Below are 16,172 nucleotides of genomic sequence, written 5' to 3' on the forward strand. Positions count from 1 at the left end.
CCTCGCAGGACAGGCGGCGTGGCGGTGCACCGGACCGGGGGCACCGGCCTACTGTGGGGGCATGGTGGCGCGACGCGAGACCCACCCGGGGTCGGGTGCGGGTGCGTACCCGGACGACTTCCGGGTCGCGGTCGAGAGCATGGGCGCGGCCCGCCTGCGGCCCGAGGTGCTCTGCGAGCAGATGCCCGCGCCGCAGCGGATCGCGCCGTACGCCAGCGCCCTGTCCGCCGACGTGACCGTGGACGACACCGACGTCGGCACCGGCCGGATCATCCTCCTGCACGACCCGGCCGGCAACGACGCCTGGGCGGGGACCTTCCGCTGCGTGGCCTACACCCGGGCCGAGATCGACCCGGAGCTGGCCGCCGACCCGATGCTGGCCGCGGTCGGCTGGTCCTGGCTGATGGAGGCGCTCGAGGCGCACGGGGCCGAGTTCACCGCCCCCTCGGGGACCGTCACCTGCGTGTCCACCGAGAGCTTCGGCGGCATGGCCGACGAGGAGGCCGGCGCCCAGCTCGAGATCCGGGCGTCGTGGACGCCCACCACGCTCGAGATCGCCCCGCACGTGGAGGCCTGGGGCGAGCTCCTGTGCACCGCGGTCGGGCTGCCACCGGTGCCGGAGGGCGTGACCGCGATGCCCAGCCGGCGCGGCCAGCGTGGCTGAGGACCGTCCGCCGCCGCCCGACGACACGCCGCCGTCGGACGGGGCCCGCACCCCCGAGGCCGCAGATCACCCCGAGGCCCCCGACTCCCCCGAGGCCCAGCCGACCCCGCTGCTCGAGCTCCGCGACGGTCTGCCCGGGATCACCGAGGACGTCGCGGGCCTCCAGTCCGTGGCCGAGCGGATCGCCGCCGGCACCGGGCCGGTCGCGATCGACGCCGAGCGGGCCAGCGGCTACCGGTACTCCTCCCGCGCCTACCTGATCCAGCTGCGGCGCACCGGGTCCGGCACCGCGCTGGTGGACCCGATCGCGTTCGACGACCTCAAGGTCCTGGCCGAGGCCCTGGACGGCACCGAGTGGATCCTGCACGCGGCGAGCCAGGACCTCGGGTGCCTGGCCGAGGTCGGCCTGCGGCCCGGGCGGCTCTTCGACACCGAGCTCGCGGGGCGTCTCCTCGGCTACCCCCGGGTCGGGCTGGCCACGCTCGTGGAGACCACCCTGGGTCAGCGCCTGCGCAAGGAGCACTCCGCGGTCGACTGGTCCCAGCGACCGCTGCCCGAGCCCTGGCTGGAGTACGCCGCCCTCGACGTCGAGGCGCTCGTCGAGCTGCGCGAGGTGATGCTGGCCGAGCTCGAGAGGGGCGGCAAGGCGGAGTGGGCCCGACAGGAGTTCGACCACCTGCTCGACTTCACCCCGACCGTCCGCGCCGAGCCCTGGCGGCGCACCTCGCAGCTGCACCGGGTCCGAGGCCGCCGCGCGCTCGCGGCCGTCCGGGCCCTGTGGGAGACCCGGGACCGGATCGCGGCCGAGCGGGACGTCACTCCCGGACGGATCCTGCCGGACTCGGCGATCATCGAGGCCGCCCTCGCGCTGCCGAGGGACAAGGCGGCGCTGCTGGCCACCAAGGGGTTCCACGGCCGGGGCGCCGGCCGCTACGCGAACCGCTGGGTGGCGGCCCTGGCCGAGGCCCGGGAGCTGCCCGAGAGCGAGCTGCCCCAGCGCGGGCCGCGCGGCGACGGCCCGCCGGTGCCCCGGGCCTGGGCCGAGAAGGACCCGGTCGCGGCCCGCCGGCTGGCCCATGCCCGCACCGCCATGCAGGCGCTGTCCGAGCAGTGGCAGGTGCCGGTGGAGAACATCCTCACCCCCGACTACCTGCGCCGGCTGCTGTGGACCCCTCCGCAGGCCCGCGAGGCCACGGCCCTGCGGGGCGAGGTGGAGGACGCCCTGGTCTCCCTCGGCGCCCGGCCCTGGCAGGTGGAGCTCACCGCGCCGCTGCTGACCGAGGCGATCCTGGCCGGGGACGTCGAGCCGCCGCCGGACCCCGCCTGACCCGCCTGCGCGCGCCCGCTAGAGCCGCTCCGGCCGCTCCGGCCGGTCAGCTGGACTCGTCGGTCGGGGTCTCCCCCGACTCAGAATCCTGCTCGGCGTCCTGCTCGGCGGCCGCCTCCGGGTCGATGACGACCCGGGAGGCCTCGTCGATCGCCGCCGCGATCTCGTCGATGGCGATCACCCGGGCGTAGAAGAGCCGGTACAGGTCGTCGTGCACGGCCTTCTCGAGGGCCGGCAGCGACTCGAGCAGCGGCGGGATCACGATGTCGCGGACGCTGCGGTTGAAGACCTCGGCGTGCGCCGGGAGCCGGTCCCGCTGCAGGAACGCCTCGGACTCGGCCACCTCGTTGCTGGCGGGGACGAGGTACCCGGCCTCGGTCACCTCGGCGACCGACTCGGCGGAGATCGCGTGCACCACGAAGTCCGCGGCGGCCGAGGTGCTGGCGGAGTCCGCGGCGAGGCAGATCCCGGAGACGTCACCCACGGTGGTCTCGCTCTCGAGCACCGGCATCGGCATCACGTCGAACGAGAGGCCCTCGACCTCCCGCAGCTCGGGCACCAGCCCCCGGAAGCCCGCGATCATGCCGAGCCGGCCGTCCTTGAACCGGCGCAGCGCGGACTCCTGGCGCAGCTGGCGGGGGCTCAGCGTGATCCGGCCCCGCCGCAGCAGCTGCATGGTCCGCCCGAGCGCCCCCTGGGTCGCCTCGTCCGTGAGCGTCAGCGTGGTGGGCTGGCGGGGGTCGTCGAAGAGCTCGCCGCCGCCGGAGTACACGAACGGCGCCAGGCCCTGCAGCGTCGGGTCGATGTGCACGCCCTTGGTGCCGCGCCGGGCGGCGAACTCGGCCGCGGCGGCGAACTGGTCGAAGTTCCAGCGCAGCGGGTTGCCCGACACGGGCAGCTCCTGGGCCGCCATCTCCTCGAAGTCGACCAGGTCGGTGTTGTAGTACATCACCATCGGCGAGGCGCCGTACGGCATGCACTGGAGCCGGCTGTCGAGCGAGAACGCCAGCAGCGCGTCGCGCTTGTAGAGGTCGCCGAAGTCCACGCCGCGGCTGTCGAGCAGCTCGTCGAGGGGCTGGTTGATCCCGGCCTCCGCGATCCCGACCAGGTCCCGCCGCGAGGCGAGGAAGACGTCGGGCACGTCGCCGGAGGCCAGCACCCTGCGGGCCTCGTCCTGGTTCGCAGCCGTCTCCAGCCGCACCTCGACCCCGGGGTTGTCGTCGTTGAAGCGCTGCACCATCGACTCGTACGCCGCGACCTCGTCGTCGGCCCCGTAGGCGAGGAACTCCAGCTCGACGCTCTCGCCGCTGGCGCCCGTCGGCTCGGCGCCGGGATCGGTCGCGTCGCCCTCGCAGGCGGTCCCGAAACCCGCGATCAGCACCATCGCGACCGCGCACGCCGCCTGTGTCCTCACGCCCCGGCTGCCTTCCCCTCGTCCACCCTGTGCCCGGCCACAATATCGGGGATGTGCGGACACGCCCTCGGAGGGACCTGCTGGGTCGCCCGCGGGGCCTACGCTGACGCCCATGCCGCTCTCACGGGTCCGGATGGTCCCAGCCGTCCCCGCAGCCCTGCTCGGCCTGCTGGTCCTGCTCGCGACGCTCTCGGGGTGCGGCGAGCAGTCCACCGCGGAGGACGACACGGTGGGTGGGCCGGAGACCTCGGCGGCCGGGACGCCGTCCGCCACCGACCCGGCCGACCCCACGGACGAGGCCGACCCCACCGCGGAGCCCGGGGTCGAGCCGACGCGAGCGGCGGGGATCGCCGGTCGGCTGCTCACCTCGGCCGAGCTGCCCGGGCTGAACGACGAGACCGGGTGGGAGACCGTCGGCGAGGGTGCCGGGCCGGAGGGCGCCGACCCCGCGGTCGAGTGCCACCGGTTCTCGCTGGTCGACATCGGCGCCCTCCGCTCCGTGGTCCGCGACCACACGGGTCCGGGTGAGTCCGAGGCCAGTCAGGTGGTCGCGCGCTTCGCCGACGCCGCCTCGGCCGAGCGCGCCCTCGCGGTCCTGCACACCTGGCACGAGGGCTGCGCGCAGGAGCTCGACGCCGGGGACGTCCGGGTCGGCAACCGGACTCCGGTGCCCACCGAGGTCGGCTCGGCCGAGCGCTACCTGCTCCGCTACGGCGCGTCCGGGGCCGAGCTGCAGACGTTCTCCGACATCGCCCTGGCCCGCCGAGGGCGCTGGCTCAGCGTGCTGAGGATCGCGACCGTCGGGCAGGACTACAACTACCCGGCAGGCGAGGAGCCCGGCGCCCGGGCCGCCGCGGCCGCCGCGCTACTGCTCTGAGCCGTCGGGCCGTCGGGGCCGTCGGGGCCCTAGGAGCCCTCCGGCCCGTCACTCCCGTTCAGCCGGGCCAGCTCCTCGTCGGTCAGCCGCAGGTGGACCGCGGCCGCGCAGTCGGTGATCGAGGCCGGCCGGCTGGCCCCGGGGATCGGCACCAGCACGGGAGAGCGGGCCAGCATCCAGGCCAGGCACACCTGGTGCGGGCTGACGCCGTGCGCCTGCGCCACGTCGGCGAACGGCTGGTGCCGAGCACCGAGCTCCCGGCCCTCGCGCATCCCGCCCAGGGGGCTCCACGGGAGGAAGGCGAGGTCCAGCTGCTCGCACAGGTCGATCTCCTCCTCGGAGGAGCGGAACCGCGGGCTGTACTCGTTCTGGACGCTGACCAGGGCGTCGCCCAGGACGCTGCGCGCCTCGCGGATCTGGGCCGGGTCGGCGTTCGAGATCCCTACCCGCTCGACCAGCCCGTCGTCGTAGGCCTGGCGGAACGCCCCCATGGTCTCGGCGTACGGGACCTCCGGGTCGGGTCGGTGGCTCTGGTAGAGGCCGATGGCCTCGACCCGGAGCCGGGACAGGGAGCCCTCGAGTGCCTTGCGGATCCACTCCGGACGGCCGGAGACCGGCCACGCGGAGCCGTCCCGCCGGATGCCGCCCTTGGTGGCCACGAGCACGTCCGGGCTGCCGGCGGCCCTGAGGGCGGCTCCGACCAGCACCTCGTTGTGGCCCAACCCGGTGTCGTCGGGCGCGTAGCAGTCCGCGGTGTCGATGAGGTCGATGCCGGCATCGAGGGCGGCGTGCACGGTCGCGATCGCCTCGGCGCGGGGCGGCAGCTCGCCGGTGCTGGTCCGGGGCCGGGACAGCGGCATGGCGCCGAGCCCGATCGCGCTGACGGTGCGTTCCCCGATGCGGCGACGTCTCATGGGGTGACCGTACCCACATCCGCCCGGCGAGAGCGTCCGATGCCGGTTGATCCGCGCCCGCACTGACCTAGACTGGGCCGCGGTGTGCCGGGCCGCGGCAGCCCCGGGTCCCGAAATAAGCCGCTACGAGCGGCCACGCGCCGTGAGGCGCTCCCGGTCCGGCACACCACCCCCCTACGGCAGCTCTGCGGCACTCCTACGGCACCTTTACGGCACTCCCGGGGGCCTCGGCGGGGCTCAGGCAAGGTCGCCCTGCAGCTCCAGGTGGCCGGCGGCCTCCAGCTGCTCGGCCAGGCCGAGCATCCGGGGCGCGTCCGCACTCGCCAGGTGCGCCCGGCCGACCGCGACGACACGGGCGAAGGCCGAAGCCCGGAAGAGCACGTCGGCGAACTCCCCGGAGGCGATCCCCGCGAGCACCTCGTCGACCATCAGCCGCAGCCCGTCCGGCCCGGGAGGGTCGGCCACCCCGGCCACCACCCGGGCCACCTGGGCGGTCCGCCGGCCGGCCTCGAACTCGCGGGCGGCCAGCACCGGGTCGGCGTACACCCAGGCGCGCAGCACGTAGAGCCGCCACAGGCAGCCGGCCAGGGAGTCCGCCGGGGCACCGGCCCAGAGGTCCGCCAGGGTCTCGAGGCCCTCGGTCTCGGCCAGGGTCTGCAGGCGTCGGGCCACCTCGGCGTCGGCGGAGTCGTGCGCGCCGCGCACGATCAGCGACGCCGCCCGGTCGGCGGCCTCGGAGACCAGGGCCGGGTCGGTGCCGCCGACGAGGCTCTCGAAGAACGGCGCTCCGGGGGCGGCCGGCCGGTGATGCCTGCGCTCGGTCATGCTCCGACCCTAGGCGAGGAGTGGTCCCACCGACTGCGCAACAGCCATCAGGGTCGTGTGCCCGAGGACGTGCCATAGCGCGGTCTCAGGCACACGACCCGACCTGCGAGCGGGCTGATCAGGGCAGGAGCTTGCGGATCCGGGCGTCGCTGACCGGGTACGCCGTCCCCAGGTGCTGGGCCCACAGGGAAACCCGGAGCTCCTCGAGCATCCAGCGCACCCGCCGCAGCGACTCCCCGGGCGGCCGGCCCTCCGGCAGCGCGGCCACCCCGTGCAGCCAGGCGTCCTGCAGCGCGGCGACCTGGTCCATGAGCTGCCGGTCGCGGCCGACCTGGCCCTCGAGCCGCTCCCGGCGGTACTCCAAGGCGGCCAGGTAGCGCGGCAGCTCGCGCAACTGCTCCACCCCGGCGTCGGCGACGAAGCCCCGCCGCACCAGGCGGTCCAGCTGGGCCCGCATGTCGGTCAGCGCCGGGAGGGTGGTCAGCTCGGCCCGTCCGGTCAGCAGCCGGTCGACCCGGCGCCACACCTCCAGGGTCGCGAAGACACTGGGCAGCACGCCGCGGACCCGGGCGTCCAGCTCGCTGCCGGCGGCGGCCAGCAGCGCGGCGTACTCCTCCTCGGTGCGCACCGGGGGCCTGGCGTCCACGGCCTGCTGCAGCACGGCGGCGAGGCAGTCGTCGAGCAGCTCGGCGACGGTGGGGTACGGCGACCCGGCCAGCGCCAGCTTGTCGGCGTTGCCGAGACCCCGGACGATCTCCTTGACCGGCGACCGGACCCCGAGCCGGAGGAGCCGGCCCACGCCGAGGCGGTGCCGGGCCTCGGCCTCGTCGGCGGACCCGACGACCGACAGCCCGACGGTGCCCGCCGGCTCGACGTCGAGGGCCGGGAAGCCGCGGACCTCGTGGCCGGCGCGGGTGGTGGTGAAGGAGCGCTCGATCGCGCCGAAGGTCCAGCCGGTCTGGCCGGTCACCGCGATCCCCGAGTCGGCGGCCACGGCCGCGATGGCCTCATCGAACCTCGGCCGCAGCGGCTCCTTCAGGGCCTCGAGGTCCTTGCCGCGCGCCTGCTCGCGACCGGCCTCGTCGACCACCCGGAACGTCGGCCGCAGGTGCTCGGGCACCCGGCTCCAGTCCCACGCATCCGCCGGCACGACCACGCCCGTGGTCGAGCGCAGCCACCGGGACAGCGCCTCGAGCAGCGGCTCCTCGCCGGCCGGGACCGCGGCCAGGAAGTCGCGCGCCTTGTCCGGGGCCGGCACGAAGCTGACCCTCAGGTTCTTGGGGAGCGAGCGGATCAGGGCGGTGACCAGCTCCTCGCGCAGGCCGGGGACGTTCCAGCTGAACGCCTCCGCCTCCACCCGGTTCAGGGTGGCCACGGGCACCTCGATCGTCAGCCCGTCCTCGGCGGCGCCGGGCTCGAAGTGGTAGCGGATCGGGAACGACAGCCCGGGTGACCCGTCGGCTCCGTCGTTCCCGTCGCCGTGCTGCCACAGGTCGGGGTAGTCCTGGGCGCGCACCTCGACCGCGGTGGCGTGGGTCAGCATCTCCGGGTCGAAGGTCAGCAGCCCCGGCCGCTCGCGGCGCTCCTTCTTCCACCACTGGTCGAAGTGGGCGCCGCTGACCACCTCGGCCCCCACCCGGGCGTCGTAGAAGTCGAACAGCGTGTGCTCGTCGACGACGATGTCGCGGCGCCGGGCCCGGTGCTCGAGCTCCTCGGCCTCCTCGAGCAGCCGCAGGTTCTCGGTGAAGAACCGGTGCCTGCCCTGGTGCGCCGGGGTCCACTCGCCATGGACCAGCGCGTGCCGGATGAACAGCTCGCGTGCCACCTCGGGGTCGACGGTGCCGTAGTTGACCAGCCGGTCGGCGACCAGCGGGACGCCGTACAGCGTCACCCGCTCGTGGGCCATCACCGCCGCCCGCTTGCGCGACCAATGCGGCTCGGAGTAGGTGCGCTTGACCAGGTGCGCGCCCGCACGCTCGGCCCACTCGGGGCGGATCGCGGCGTTCTGTCGGCCCCAGAGCCGGGAGGTCTCGACCAGCTCGCCGGCCATCACGAAGCCGGGGTTCTGCCCCTTGAGGGCGGAGCCGGGGAAGATCGCGAACCGGGTGCCGCGGGCGCCGAGGTACTCCCGGGGACCGCGCGGGCGGCCCTCCTTGCGGTCCCGCTCCTCCAGGGCGCCGATGTGCGAGAGCAGGCCCGAGAGCAGGGCCTGGTGGATCCCGTCGGCGTCCGGGGTGTCGGCCTCGGTGCCGGCCTTGATGCCCATCTCCCTGGCGACCCGCCGCAGCTGCGACTCGAAGTCCTGCCACTCGCGCACCCGCAGGTAGTTCAGGAACTCGCGCCGGCACATCCGGCGGAAGGCGCTCCCGGACAGCTCGCGCTGCTGCTCACGCAGATGGCGCCACAGGTTGAGCCAGGTCAGGAAGTCCGAGGTCGGGTCCTTGAACCGGGCGTGCGCCTGGTCGGCCTGGGCCTGCTTCTCGGCCGGCCGCTCGCGCGGGTCCTGCAGCGACAGCGCGGCCGCGATCACCACCACCTCACGCACGCAGCCGAGCCGCTCGGCCTCCAGGATCATCCGGCCCAGCCGGGGGTCGATCGGCAGCCGGGCGAGCCGACGGCCGAGCTTGGTCAGCCGGGCCCGCCCCGACTGCTGCCCCGACTGCTGGCCGGACTGCTCCCGCGACTGCTGCCTCGGCTCCCGGCGGCGCTGCCCCCCGCCGGCGCTCAGCGCCCCCAGCTCCTCGAGCAGCTGGGTGCCGGCGGTGACGTTGCGCCGGTCGGGCGGCTCGACGAACGGGAACCGGGCCACGTCCCCGAGCCCCAGGGAGGTCATCTGCAGGATCACGCTGGCCAGGTTCGTGCGCAGGATCTCGGGGTCGGTGAACTCCGGTCGGGAGTCGAAGTCCTCCTCGGCGTAGAGCCGGATCGCGATCCCGGCCTCGACCCGACCGCAGCGGCCGGAGCGCTGGGCGGCCGAGGCCTGGCTGATCGCCTCGATCGGCAGCCGCTGCACCTTGGTGCGCACCGAGTACCGCGAGATGCGCGCCAGCCCGGTGTCCACGACGTACCGGATGCCGGGGACCGTCAGCGAGGTCTCCGCGACGTTGGTGGCGAGCACGACGCGGCGGCCGGAGCCGCCCGGCGAGAAGACCCGGTGCTGCTCGGCCGAGGACAGCCGGGAGTAGAGCGGCAGCACCTCGAGCGGGCGGCGTACGTCGCCCAGCCCGGCCAGGGCCTCTGCGGTGTCGCGGATCTCCCGCTCACCGGGCAGGAAGACCAGGATGTCGCCGGGTCCCTCGCCGGAGAGCTCGCGGACCGCATCGACGACCGCCTCGGTCTGGTCCCGGACGACCGGCTCGCCCTCGTCGTCGACGTCGTCGCCTCCCGCGTCGACGTCGTCGGGCAGGGCGACCAGCGGGCGGTAGCGCACCTCGACCGGGTAGGTGCGGCCGGAGACCTCGATGATCGGCGCCGGCCGGCCGTCCCGGTCGCAGAAGTGCTCCGCGAAGCGCTCCGGGTCGATCGTCGCGGAGGTGATCACGACCTTGAGGTCGGGCCGCTGTGGCAGCAGGCGCTTGAGGTAGCCGAGGATGAAGTCGATGTTGAGGCTCCGCTCGTGGGCCTCGTCGATGATGATCGTGTCGTACCTCTCCAGCCGGCGGTCGCGTTGCAGCTCGGCGAGCAGGATCCCGTCGGTCATCAGCTTGACCCGGCTGGCGCGGGAGGTGCGGTCGGTGAACCGGACCTGGTAGCCGATCACGTCGCCCAGCTCGGTGCCGAGCTCCTCGGCGATCCGCTCGGCGACCGCGCGGGCCGCGATCCGCCGGGGCTGGGTGTGCCCGATCAGCCGGCCGCCGGCGCCCGCCGCGCCACGACCGAGCTCGAGGCAGATCTTGGGCAGCTGCGTGGTCTTGCCGGAGCCGGTCTCACCGGCGACGATCACGACCTGGTGGTCCCGGATCGCCGCGGCGATGTCGTCGCGGCGCTCGCTGACCGGCAGCTGCGGCGGGTAGGCGATCTTCAGGGGCTCGGACACAACGCGAGTCATTGTGCCCGAGCCCCGAAGTCACAGCGACGTGGTGGCGTCGGACGTGGTGGCGTCGGGCGTGGTGGCGTCGGGCGTGGTGGCGTCGGGCCCGGTGCCGCCGGGCGCGGTGTCGTCGGGCGCGGTCCCGGGAGGCAGCTGCCCGGGCCCGCCGGCGGGAGGCAGCTGCTGCTGGCCGTCGCCCAGCTGGCCGGGCACCTGGCCGGGCACCCCACCGGGAGCCTGGCCGGGAGCCTGGCCGCCGTTCCGGCCGGGGCCACCGCCCGCACCGTCATCGGCGCCGGCGCTGACCGCGCCGAGGGCCGCGCCCCCGGCGGCACCGAGGATCACCGAGGCCAGCGCCACCCCGGCGACGGCGCGCATGCCGAGCGCCCGGTCACGCAGCCGCGGGCCGGTGTCGGGCTGGTCGGGCTGGTCGGGCTGGTCGGTCTGGCCGTGCTGGCCGTGCTGGTCGGGCTGGTCGTGGGCTCGGTCGTTCGTCTCTTCGCTCATGCGCTCAGCCTCCGGCGGCCCCCTGTGCCGGGGCTGTGGCCGGTCTGTGCCGGCGCCACGTCCGCCGGGACCACTGTCCCTCACAGGCGGCTCACAGGAATCTGACAGGCTGGCGGCACACACGCACGACAGGGTGAGGCCCATGGACGACCTGATCCGCCCCGACGGCAGCCCGCTGAGGGTGCTCGTCGTCGACGACGAGCAGAACATCGCCGAGCTCATCAGCATGGCGCTGCGCTACGAGGGCTTCGAGACCCAGCAGGCGCACACCGGCTCCAGGGCGGTGGCCGCGGCCAAGGACTTCCGGCCCGACGCGGTGGTGCTCGACATGATGCTGCCCGACTTCGACGGCCTGGAGGTGCTGCGGCGGCTGCGCGGCCTCACCCCCGACGTACCCGTGGTGTTCCTCACCGCACGCGACTCCGTCGAGGACCGGGTCGCCGGCCTCACCGCCGGCGGCGACGACTACGTGACCAAGCCGTTCAGCCTCGAGGAGCTGGTCGCCCGGCTGCGCGGACTGCTGCGCCGGGCGGGGGCCCGCGCGGCCCGTGAGGAGCCGGTGCTCACCGTCGGCGACCTGACCCTCGACGAGGACAGTCGCGAGGTGCGCCGCGGTGCCGACGAGATCACGCTCACCGCCACCGAGTTCGAGCTGCTCCGCTTCCTGATGCGCAACCCGCGCCGGGTGCTGTCCAAGGCGCAGATCCTCGACCGGGTCTGGAACTACGACTTCGGAGGCCAGGCCAATGTCGTCGAGCTCTACATCTCCTACCTGCGCAAGAAGATCGACGCGGGCCGCCCGCCGATGATCCACACGATGCGGGGCGCGGGATACGTGCTGAAGCCATGAGACTCCCCGCCTCGCTGTCCTCCCGGCTGGTGCTCACGGCGGTGTCGCTGGTGGCGCTGGCCGCGCTGCTGCTCGGGCTCGCCACCACGGTCGCGATGCGCGCCTACCTGACCGACCAGCTCGACCGCGAGGTGGCCGCCGCACTCGAGCGGGCCTCCGGCGCCTCCGGCGAGGGTCGGCCGGGCCTGCCGCCGATCACCCGGGGCGATCGTGGCGGGAACGGCGACAGGTTCGGGCCGATCGCCCGCCAGCGGGTCGGCACGCTGACGGCCACCATCGACTCCACCGACGACCAGGCCGAGGTCCTCACCGACGACGACGTGAGGCCGCTCGGCTCCGAGGCGCTGGACCGGCTCGGCGAGGTGCCGGTCGACCGTCGGGGGCACACCGTCGAGCTGCCCGGCGTCGGCAGCTACCGGGTCGCCGCCATCGGGACCCCGGAGGGCGTCGTGGTCACCGGGCTGCCCACCTCGAGCGTCGACGACCTGGTCGGCTCACTGATCTGGCTGGAGATCCTGCTCTCCCTCGCCGTCGTGGCCGCGGCCGCGACGGCCGGCTCGATCCTGGTCCGGCGGCAGCTGCGGCCACTGCGCGAGGTGGCGGCCACCGCCCACGAGGTGAGCGCGCTGCCGCTGTCGGAGGGCGCGATCGACCTCTCGCCCCGGGTCCCGGAGCGGCTCACCGACGAGCTCACCGAGGTGGGCCAGGTCGGCGCCGCCCTGAACACCCTGCTCAGTCACGTCGAGACCTCGCTGACCGCCCGGCACGCCAGTGAGCAGCAGGTGCGCCAGTTCGTCGCCGACGCCTCCCACGAGCTGCGGACCCCGCTGGCCACCATCAAGGGGTACGCCGAGCTGTCCCGGCGCACGCCCGACGACGCGGCCGCCCTGCTGGCCGCGCTGGCGAAGGTCGAGTCCGAGGCCGGCCGGATGTCGTCGCTGGTCGACGACCTGCTGCTGCTCGCCCGGCTGGACGCCGGCCGGCCGCTGGAGCGGTCGCCGGTCGACCTCACCCGGCTGCTGCTCGAGACGGTCTCGGACGCCCGGGTCCTGGCTCCCGACCACCGGTGGCGGCTGTCGCTTCCCGAGGAGGCGGTCGAGGTGGTCGGCGACGAGGCCCGGCTGCACCAGGTGGTCACGAACCTGCTCGGCAACGCCCGGCGGCACACCCCGCCGGGCAGCACGGTGACGGTCGGCGTCACCCCGGGCCGCGACGGGGGCGCCCGGCTGACCGTGAGCGACGACGGCCCCGGGTTCGACGCGGCCCTGGTCGGGCAGGCGTTCGAGCGGTTCACCCGCGGCGACAGCGCCCGCACCCGGGACGCCCACCCCGGAGGCGCGGGCCTGGGACTCTCGCTGGTCCGTGCGATCGTGTCGGCCCACGGCGGCACCGTGCACCTGAGCAGCCGACCCGGCGAGACCCGCTTCGAGATCACGCTGCCGGGCGAGACCGAGCGGCTCACAGGGGACTGACAGGCCGACCCCACGGCGTACCCAGACCGGGCGGCCACGGTGAGGACATGAGCCTCACCACCACCGCCCGAACGGCGGCCTCCTCCCCCGACTCCCCAGCCCAGGCCCAGGCCCAGGCCCCCTCCGGGGTCGACCCGACCCGGACCCGGAGCAGCCCCCGCGGCGGGCCCCGCGCCCGCTGGGGCCGGCCCGACGCCGCGGCCCTGCGCCGTCACCTGCCGCTGGCAGGACTGCTGCTCGGCACCGCGCTGCTCTACCTCTGGGGACTGGGTGCCTCCGGCTGGGCGAACTCCTACTACTCCGCGGCCGCGCAGGCCGGCTCGGAGTCGTGGAAGGCGTTCTTCTTCGGCTCCTTCGACGCCGCCAACGCGATCACCGTCGACAAGACCCCGCTGAGCCTCTGGCCCATGGCCCTGTCCGTGCGGCTCTTCGGCCTGTCGTCGTGGGCGATCCTGGTCCCCCAGGCCCTCATGGGTGTGGCCGCGGTCGCCCTGCTGCACGGAGGCGTGCGGCGGGCGACGGGCTCGCCGGCCGCCGGGCTGCTCGCCGGCAGCGTGCTCGCGCTCACGCCCGTCGCGACGCTGATGTTCCGCTTCAACAACCCGGACGCGCTCCTGGTGCTGCTGCTGGTCGGCGCCGCCTCCGCGACGCTCCGCGCGGTCGAGGCGACCCAGGACGGCACCAGCAGCGGGACCCGCTGGCTGGTGCTCGGCGGGGCCCTGGTCGGGCTGGGCTTCCTCACCAAGATGCTGCAGGCCTTCCTGGTGCTGCCCGCCCTCGCCCTGACGTTCGCAATCTTCGCCGGGATCCCGCTCGCCAAGCGGGTCCTGCCGCTGCTGGCGGCGTTCGGCGCCATGGTGGCGGCATCCGGCTGGTGGATCGCGATCGTCGAGCTGTGGCCCGCCTCGTCGAGGCCCTACATCGGTGGCTCGCAGGGCGACAGCATCCTCGAGCTCACCCTCGGCTACAACGGCCTGGGCCGGCTGACCGGCGAGCAGACCGGCTCCGTGGGCGGTGGCGGAGGCTGGGGCGCGACCGGGCCCTGGCGGATGTTCGACTCCGAGATCGGCAGCCAGATCGCCTGGCTGCTGCCGGCGGCCGTCGTGCTCGGGATCGCCGGGCTGTGGTTCGCGCGCGGCCTGGCACACCGACGGCTCGTCCAGGCCGCCCTCACCCTCTGGCTCGGCTGGCTGGCCGTCACGGTGGTGACGTTCAGCTTCATGGCCGGCATCTTCCACGCCTACTACACGGTCGCGCTGGCCCCGGCGATCGCCGCGCTCGTCGCCCTCGGCGGCTGGGTGCTGTGGCGGCAGCGGGCCGCCTACGCCGCCGCGGCGACGCTGGCCTTCACCACCGCCTTCACGAGCGCCTGGGCGTTCATGCTGCTGGACCGCTCGGACTGGCAGCCCTGGCTGAAGTACGCCGTCGTCACCGTCGGGCTCGCCGCCGCGCTGATGCTCGCCGGCATCCGGCACCTGCCGCGCCCGGTCGGCACCGTCGTCGCGACCGCCGCCCTGCTGGCCGCCCTGGCCGGCCCTGCGGCGTACTCCCTGGCGACCGCCGCGACCCCGCACACCGGCTCGATCCCGACCGCGGGCCCCTCGTCTGGTGCCGCAGCGGGTGCCGACCCGCGCGGGGCCGCCGGTGGGGCAGGCGACGGGGCTGGCGACGGGGCAGGCGGCGGGACAGGCGCCGGGACCGACGGCGGGGTGGGCGGCCTGCTCACCGGGTCGACCTCGACCGCCGAGCTGACGGCGCTCCTCCAGCAGGACGCGGACGCCTGGACGTGGTCCGCGGCCGTGGTCGGCGCCAACTCCGCGGCCGGCTACCAGCTGGCAAGCGGCGAGCCGGTGCTGGCACTGGGCGGCTTCAACGGCAGCGACCCGAGCCCCACCCTGGCCGAGTTCCAGGAGTACGTCGCCGACGGCGAGATCCACTACTTCATCTCCGGCGGCGGCGGGTTCGGTGGCCGCGGTGGTGCCGGCGGCCCCGGGGGCGGCGGGGACTCCGAGATCGCGACCTGGGTGAGCGAGACCTTCACCGCCCGGACCGTGGACGGCGTGACCGTCTACGACCTCTCGGACGGTGTGCGATGAGCGCCGTTGAGCCGCTGGTCGAGCCGGCACCCCTGCTGGACGTGGTGATCCCGGTCTACAACGAGGAGGTCGCCCTGGCCGAGACCGTGCACCGGCTCACCGGGCACCTCGCGCGGCTGCCCTGGACCTGGCGGGTGACCATCGCCGACAACGCCAGCAACGACGCCACCCCCCTGGTGGCGCGACGACTGGCACGCGAGGTGCCGGGGGTCCGCGTCGTCACGCTGCCGGAGAAGGGCCGGGGCCGGGCGCTGAAGCGGGTGTGGTCCGACTCCGACGCCGAGGTGCTGGTGTACATGGACGTCGACCTGTCGACCGACCTCAACGCGCTGCTCCCGCTCGTGGCGCCCCTGCTGAGCGGACACTCCGACCTGGCCATCGGGTCGCGGCTGACCCGCGGGTCCAACGTCGTCCGCGGGCCGCGCCGGGAGCTGGTCTCCCGCGGCTACAACGTGCTGCTGCGCTCGACCCTGCGGGCGAGGTTCAGCGACGCCCAGTGCGGGTTCAAGGCGATCCGGCGACCGGTGGCGCAGGCGCTGCTGCCGCTGGTGGAGGACGACACCTGGTTCTTCGACACCGAGCTGCTGGTGCTCGCCGAGCGGTCCGGGCTGCGCATCCACGAGGTGCCGGTGGACTGGGTCGACGACCCCGACTCCCGGGTCGACGTGCTGCGCACCGCGCTCGACGACCTGCGGGGCATCCGCCGGCTCGGCTGGTCGCTGCTGCGCGGACGGCTGCCGCTCACGGCGGTGTCCGCGGAGCTGGGGCGGGCCCAGGCCTCGGCGGCGGCCGGCCGGACCGCCTCGCAGCTGACGATCTTCGCCCTGGTCGGCGTGGCCTCGACGGCCGCCTACGCCGTGCTCTACCTGCTGCTGCGCGTGGTCACCGGAGGCCAGGTCGCGAACCTGCTGGCACTGCTGCTGACCGCGATCGGCAACACCGCCGCCAACCGCCGGCTCACCTTCGGCGTCCGCGGCTCGCGGCACAGGCTGCGGCACCAGCTGCAGGGGCTGGCCGTGTTCGGTGCCGGTCTGGCCACCACCAGCGGCGCGCTGCTCGTCCTCCACCGCTGGTCCACCTCGCCGCATCTCGGGGTGGAGGTGCTGGTGCTGACCGCGGCCAACCTGCTCGTGACGCTGATGCGGTTCGTGGCCATGCGGGTCTGGATCTTCCGTCGCCCCTGACCCGTCGTCGGG

General features: G+C 74.7%; 12 protein-coding genes. 7 read left to right on the plus strand and 5 right to left on the minus strand.

Going from position 1 to position 16,172, the window contains the following annotated elements:
- The first annotated feature begins 61 nt into the window (after positions 1–61).
- Together IE331_RS12925 and IE331_RS12930 are read left to right on the plus strand one after the other, a co-directional pair.
- Positions 62–664 carry a DUF3000 domain-containing protein gene (locus tag IE331_RS12925; protein WP_192143818.1) on the plus strand — a complete coding sequence of 201 codons (603 nt, stop codon included), beginning with the start codon at positions 62–64 and terminating at the stop codon, positions 662–664.
- Complete coding sequence (locus IE331_RS12930; RefSeq protein WP_192143819.1) at positions 657–1,991, plus strand: ribonuclease D; 1,335 nt, start codon at positions 657–659, stop codon at positions 1,989–1,991. The genes IE331_RS12925 and IE331_RS12930 overlap by 8 nt, the downstream gene beginning before the upstream one ends.
- 46 nt (positions 1,992–2,037) lie before the next feature.
- Here the strand turns inward: IE331_RS12930 and IE331_RS12935 are convergent, their stop codons facing one another.
- Positions 2,038–3,405, minus strand: a complete 1,368-nt coding sequence (locus tag IE331_RS12935) for an ABC transporter substrate-binding protein (RefSeq protein ID WP_192143820.1) — start codon at positions 3,403–3,405, stop codon at positions 2,038–2,040.
- Positions 3,406–3,517: 112 nt separating this feature from the next.
- Between IE331_RS12935 and IE331_RS12940 the strand changes: the two genes are divergently transcribed.
- The gene (locus tag IE331_RS12940; protein ID WP_192143821.1) at positions 3,518–4,282 is read left to right on the plus strand and encodes a hypothetical protein; all 765 of its coding nucleotides are present in this window, start codon (positions 3,518–3,520) and stop codon (positions 4,280–4,282) included.
- A 29-nt stretch (positions 4,283–4,311) separates the two neighbouring features.
- On the opposite strand, the gene IE331_RS12945 is transcribed toward IE331_RS12940, so the two are convergent.
- From IE331_RS12945 to IE331_RS12960, 4 genes are all read right to left on the minus strand, one after another.
- Positions 4,312–5,196: an aldo/keto reductase gene (locus IE331_RS12945; protein WP_192143822.1), complete on the minus strand. Its 885-nt coding sequence runs from the start codon at positions 5,194–5,196 to the stop codon at positions 4,312–4,314.
- 237 nt (positions 5,197–5,433) lie between these two features.
- Positions 5,434–6,021, minus strand: coding sequence for a hypothetical protein (locus tag IE331_RS12950; protein ID WP_192143823.1), 588 nt, complete (start codon positions 6,019–6,021; stop codon positions 5,434–5,436).
- A 118-nt stretch (positions 6,022–6,139) separates the two neighbouring features.
- The gene (gene hrpA, locus IE331_RS12955; protein WP_192143824.1) at positions 6,140–10,069 is read right to left on the minus strand and encodes an ATP-dependent RNA helicase HrpA; all 3,930 of its coding nucleotides are present in this window, start codon (positions 10,067–10,069) and stop codon (positions 6,140–6,142) included.
- A gap of 18 nt (positions 10,070–10,087) precedes the next feature.
- Complete coding sequence (locus IE331_RS12960; protein WP_192143825.1) at positions 10,088–10,558, minus strand: hypothetical protein; 471 nt, start codon at positions 10,556–10,558, stop codon at positions 10,088–10,090.
- 142 nt (positions 10,559–10,700) lie between these two features.
- Between IE331_RS12960 and IE331_RS12965 the strand changes: the two genes are divergently transcribed.
- The 4 genes from IE331_RS12965 to IE331_RS12980 are packed head-to-tail and all read left to right on the plus strand — an operon-like array spanning position 10,701 to position 16,160.
- The gene (locus IE331_RS12965) at positions 10,701–11,408 is read left to right on the plus strand and encodes a response regulator transcription factor (RefSeq protein WP_192143826.1); all 708 of its coding nucleotides are present in this window, start codon (positions 10,701–10,703) and stop codon (positions 11,406–11,408) included.
- Positions 11,405–12,880, plus strand: coding sequence for a sensor histidine kinase (locus tag IE331_RS12970; protein WP_192143827.1), 1,476 nt, complete (start codon positions 11,405–11,407; stop codon positions 12,878–12,880). Before IE331_RS12965 ends, IE331_RS12970 begins: the two co-directional genes overlap by 4 nt.
- Positions 12,881–12,927: 47 nt before the next feature.
- Positions 12,928–14,976 carry an ArnT family glycosyltransferase gene (locus tag IE331_RS12975; RefSeq protein ID WP_192143828.1) on the plus strand — a complete coding sequence of 683 codons (2,049 nt, stop codon included), beginning with the start codon at positions 12,928–12,930 and terminating at the stop codon, positions 14,974–14,976.
- A complete protein-coding gene (locus IE331_RS12980; protein ID WP_192143829.1) occupies positions 14,973–16,160 on the plus strand; it encodes a bifunctional glycosyltransferase family 2/GtrA family protein in 1,188 nt (395 codons plus the stop codon). The genes IE331_RS12975 and IE331_RS12980 overlap by 4 nt, the downstream gene beginning before the upstream one ends.
- The last annotated feature ends 12 nt before the right edge of the window (positions 16,161–16,172 follow it).

This window comes from Nocardioides donggukensis, from assembly GCF_014842875.1.
In the GTDB taxonomy this organism is placed as follows: domain Bacteria; phylum Actinomycetota; class Actinomycetes; order Propionibacteriales; family Nocardioidaceae; genus Nocardioides; species Nocardioides donggukensis.

Coding starts and splice junctions, on each gene's coding strand:
- IE331_RS12925 (WP_192143818.1), top strand. CDS start 62: ATGGTGGCGCGACGCGAGACCCACCCGGGGTCGGGTGCGGGTGCGTAC.
- IE331_RS12940 (WP_192143821.1), top strand. CDS start 3,518: ATGCCGCTCTCACGGGTCCGGATGGTCCCAGCCGTCCCCGCAGCCCTG.
- IE331_RS12945 (WP_192143822.1), bottom strand. CDS start 5,196: ATGAGACGTCGCCGCATCGGGGAACGCACCGTCAGCGCGATCGGGCTC.
- IE331_RS12950 (WP_192143823.1), bottom strand. CDS start 6,021: ATGACCGAGCGCAGGCATCACCGGCCGGCCGCCCCCGGAGCGCCGTTC.
- hrpA (WP_192143824.1), bottom strand. CDS start 10,069: ATGACTCGCGTTGTGTCCGAGCCCCTGAAGATCGCCTACCCGCCGCAG.
- IE331_RS12960 (WP_192143825.1), bottom strand. CDS start 10,558: ATGAGCGAAGAGACGAACGACCGAGCCCACGACCAGCCCGACCAGCAC.
- IE331_RS12965 (WP_192143826.1), top strand. CDS start 10,701: ATGGACGACCTGATCCGCCCCGACGGCAGCCCGCTGAGGGTGCTCGTC.
- IE331_RS12970 (WP_192143827.1), top strand. CDS start 11,405: ATGAGACTCCCCGCCTCGCTGTCCTCCCGGCTGGTGCTCACGGCGGTG.
- IE331_RS12975 (WP_192143828.1), top strand. CDS start 12,928: ATGAGCCTCACCACCACCGCCCGAACGGCGGCCTCCTCCCCCGACTCC.
- IE331_RS12980 (WP_192143829.1), top strand. CDS start 14,973: ATGAGCGCCGTTGAGCCGCTGGTCGAGCCGGCACCCCTGCTGGACGTG.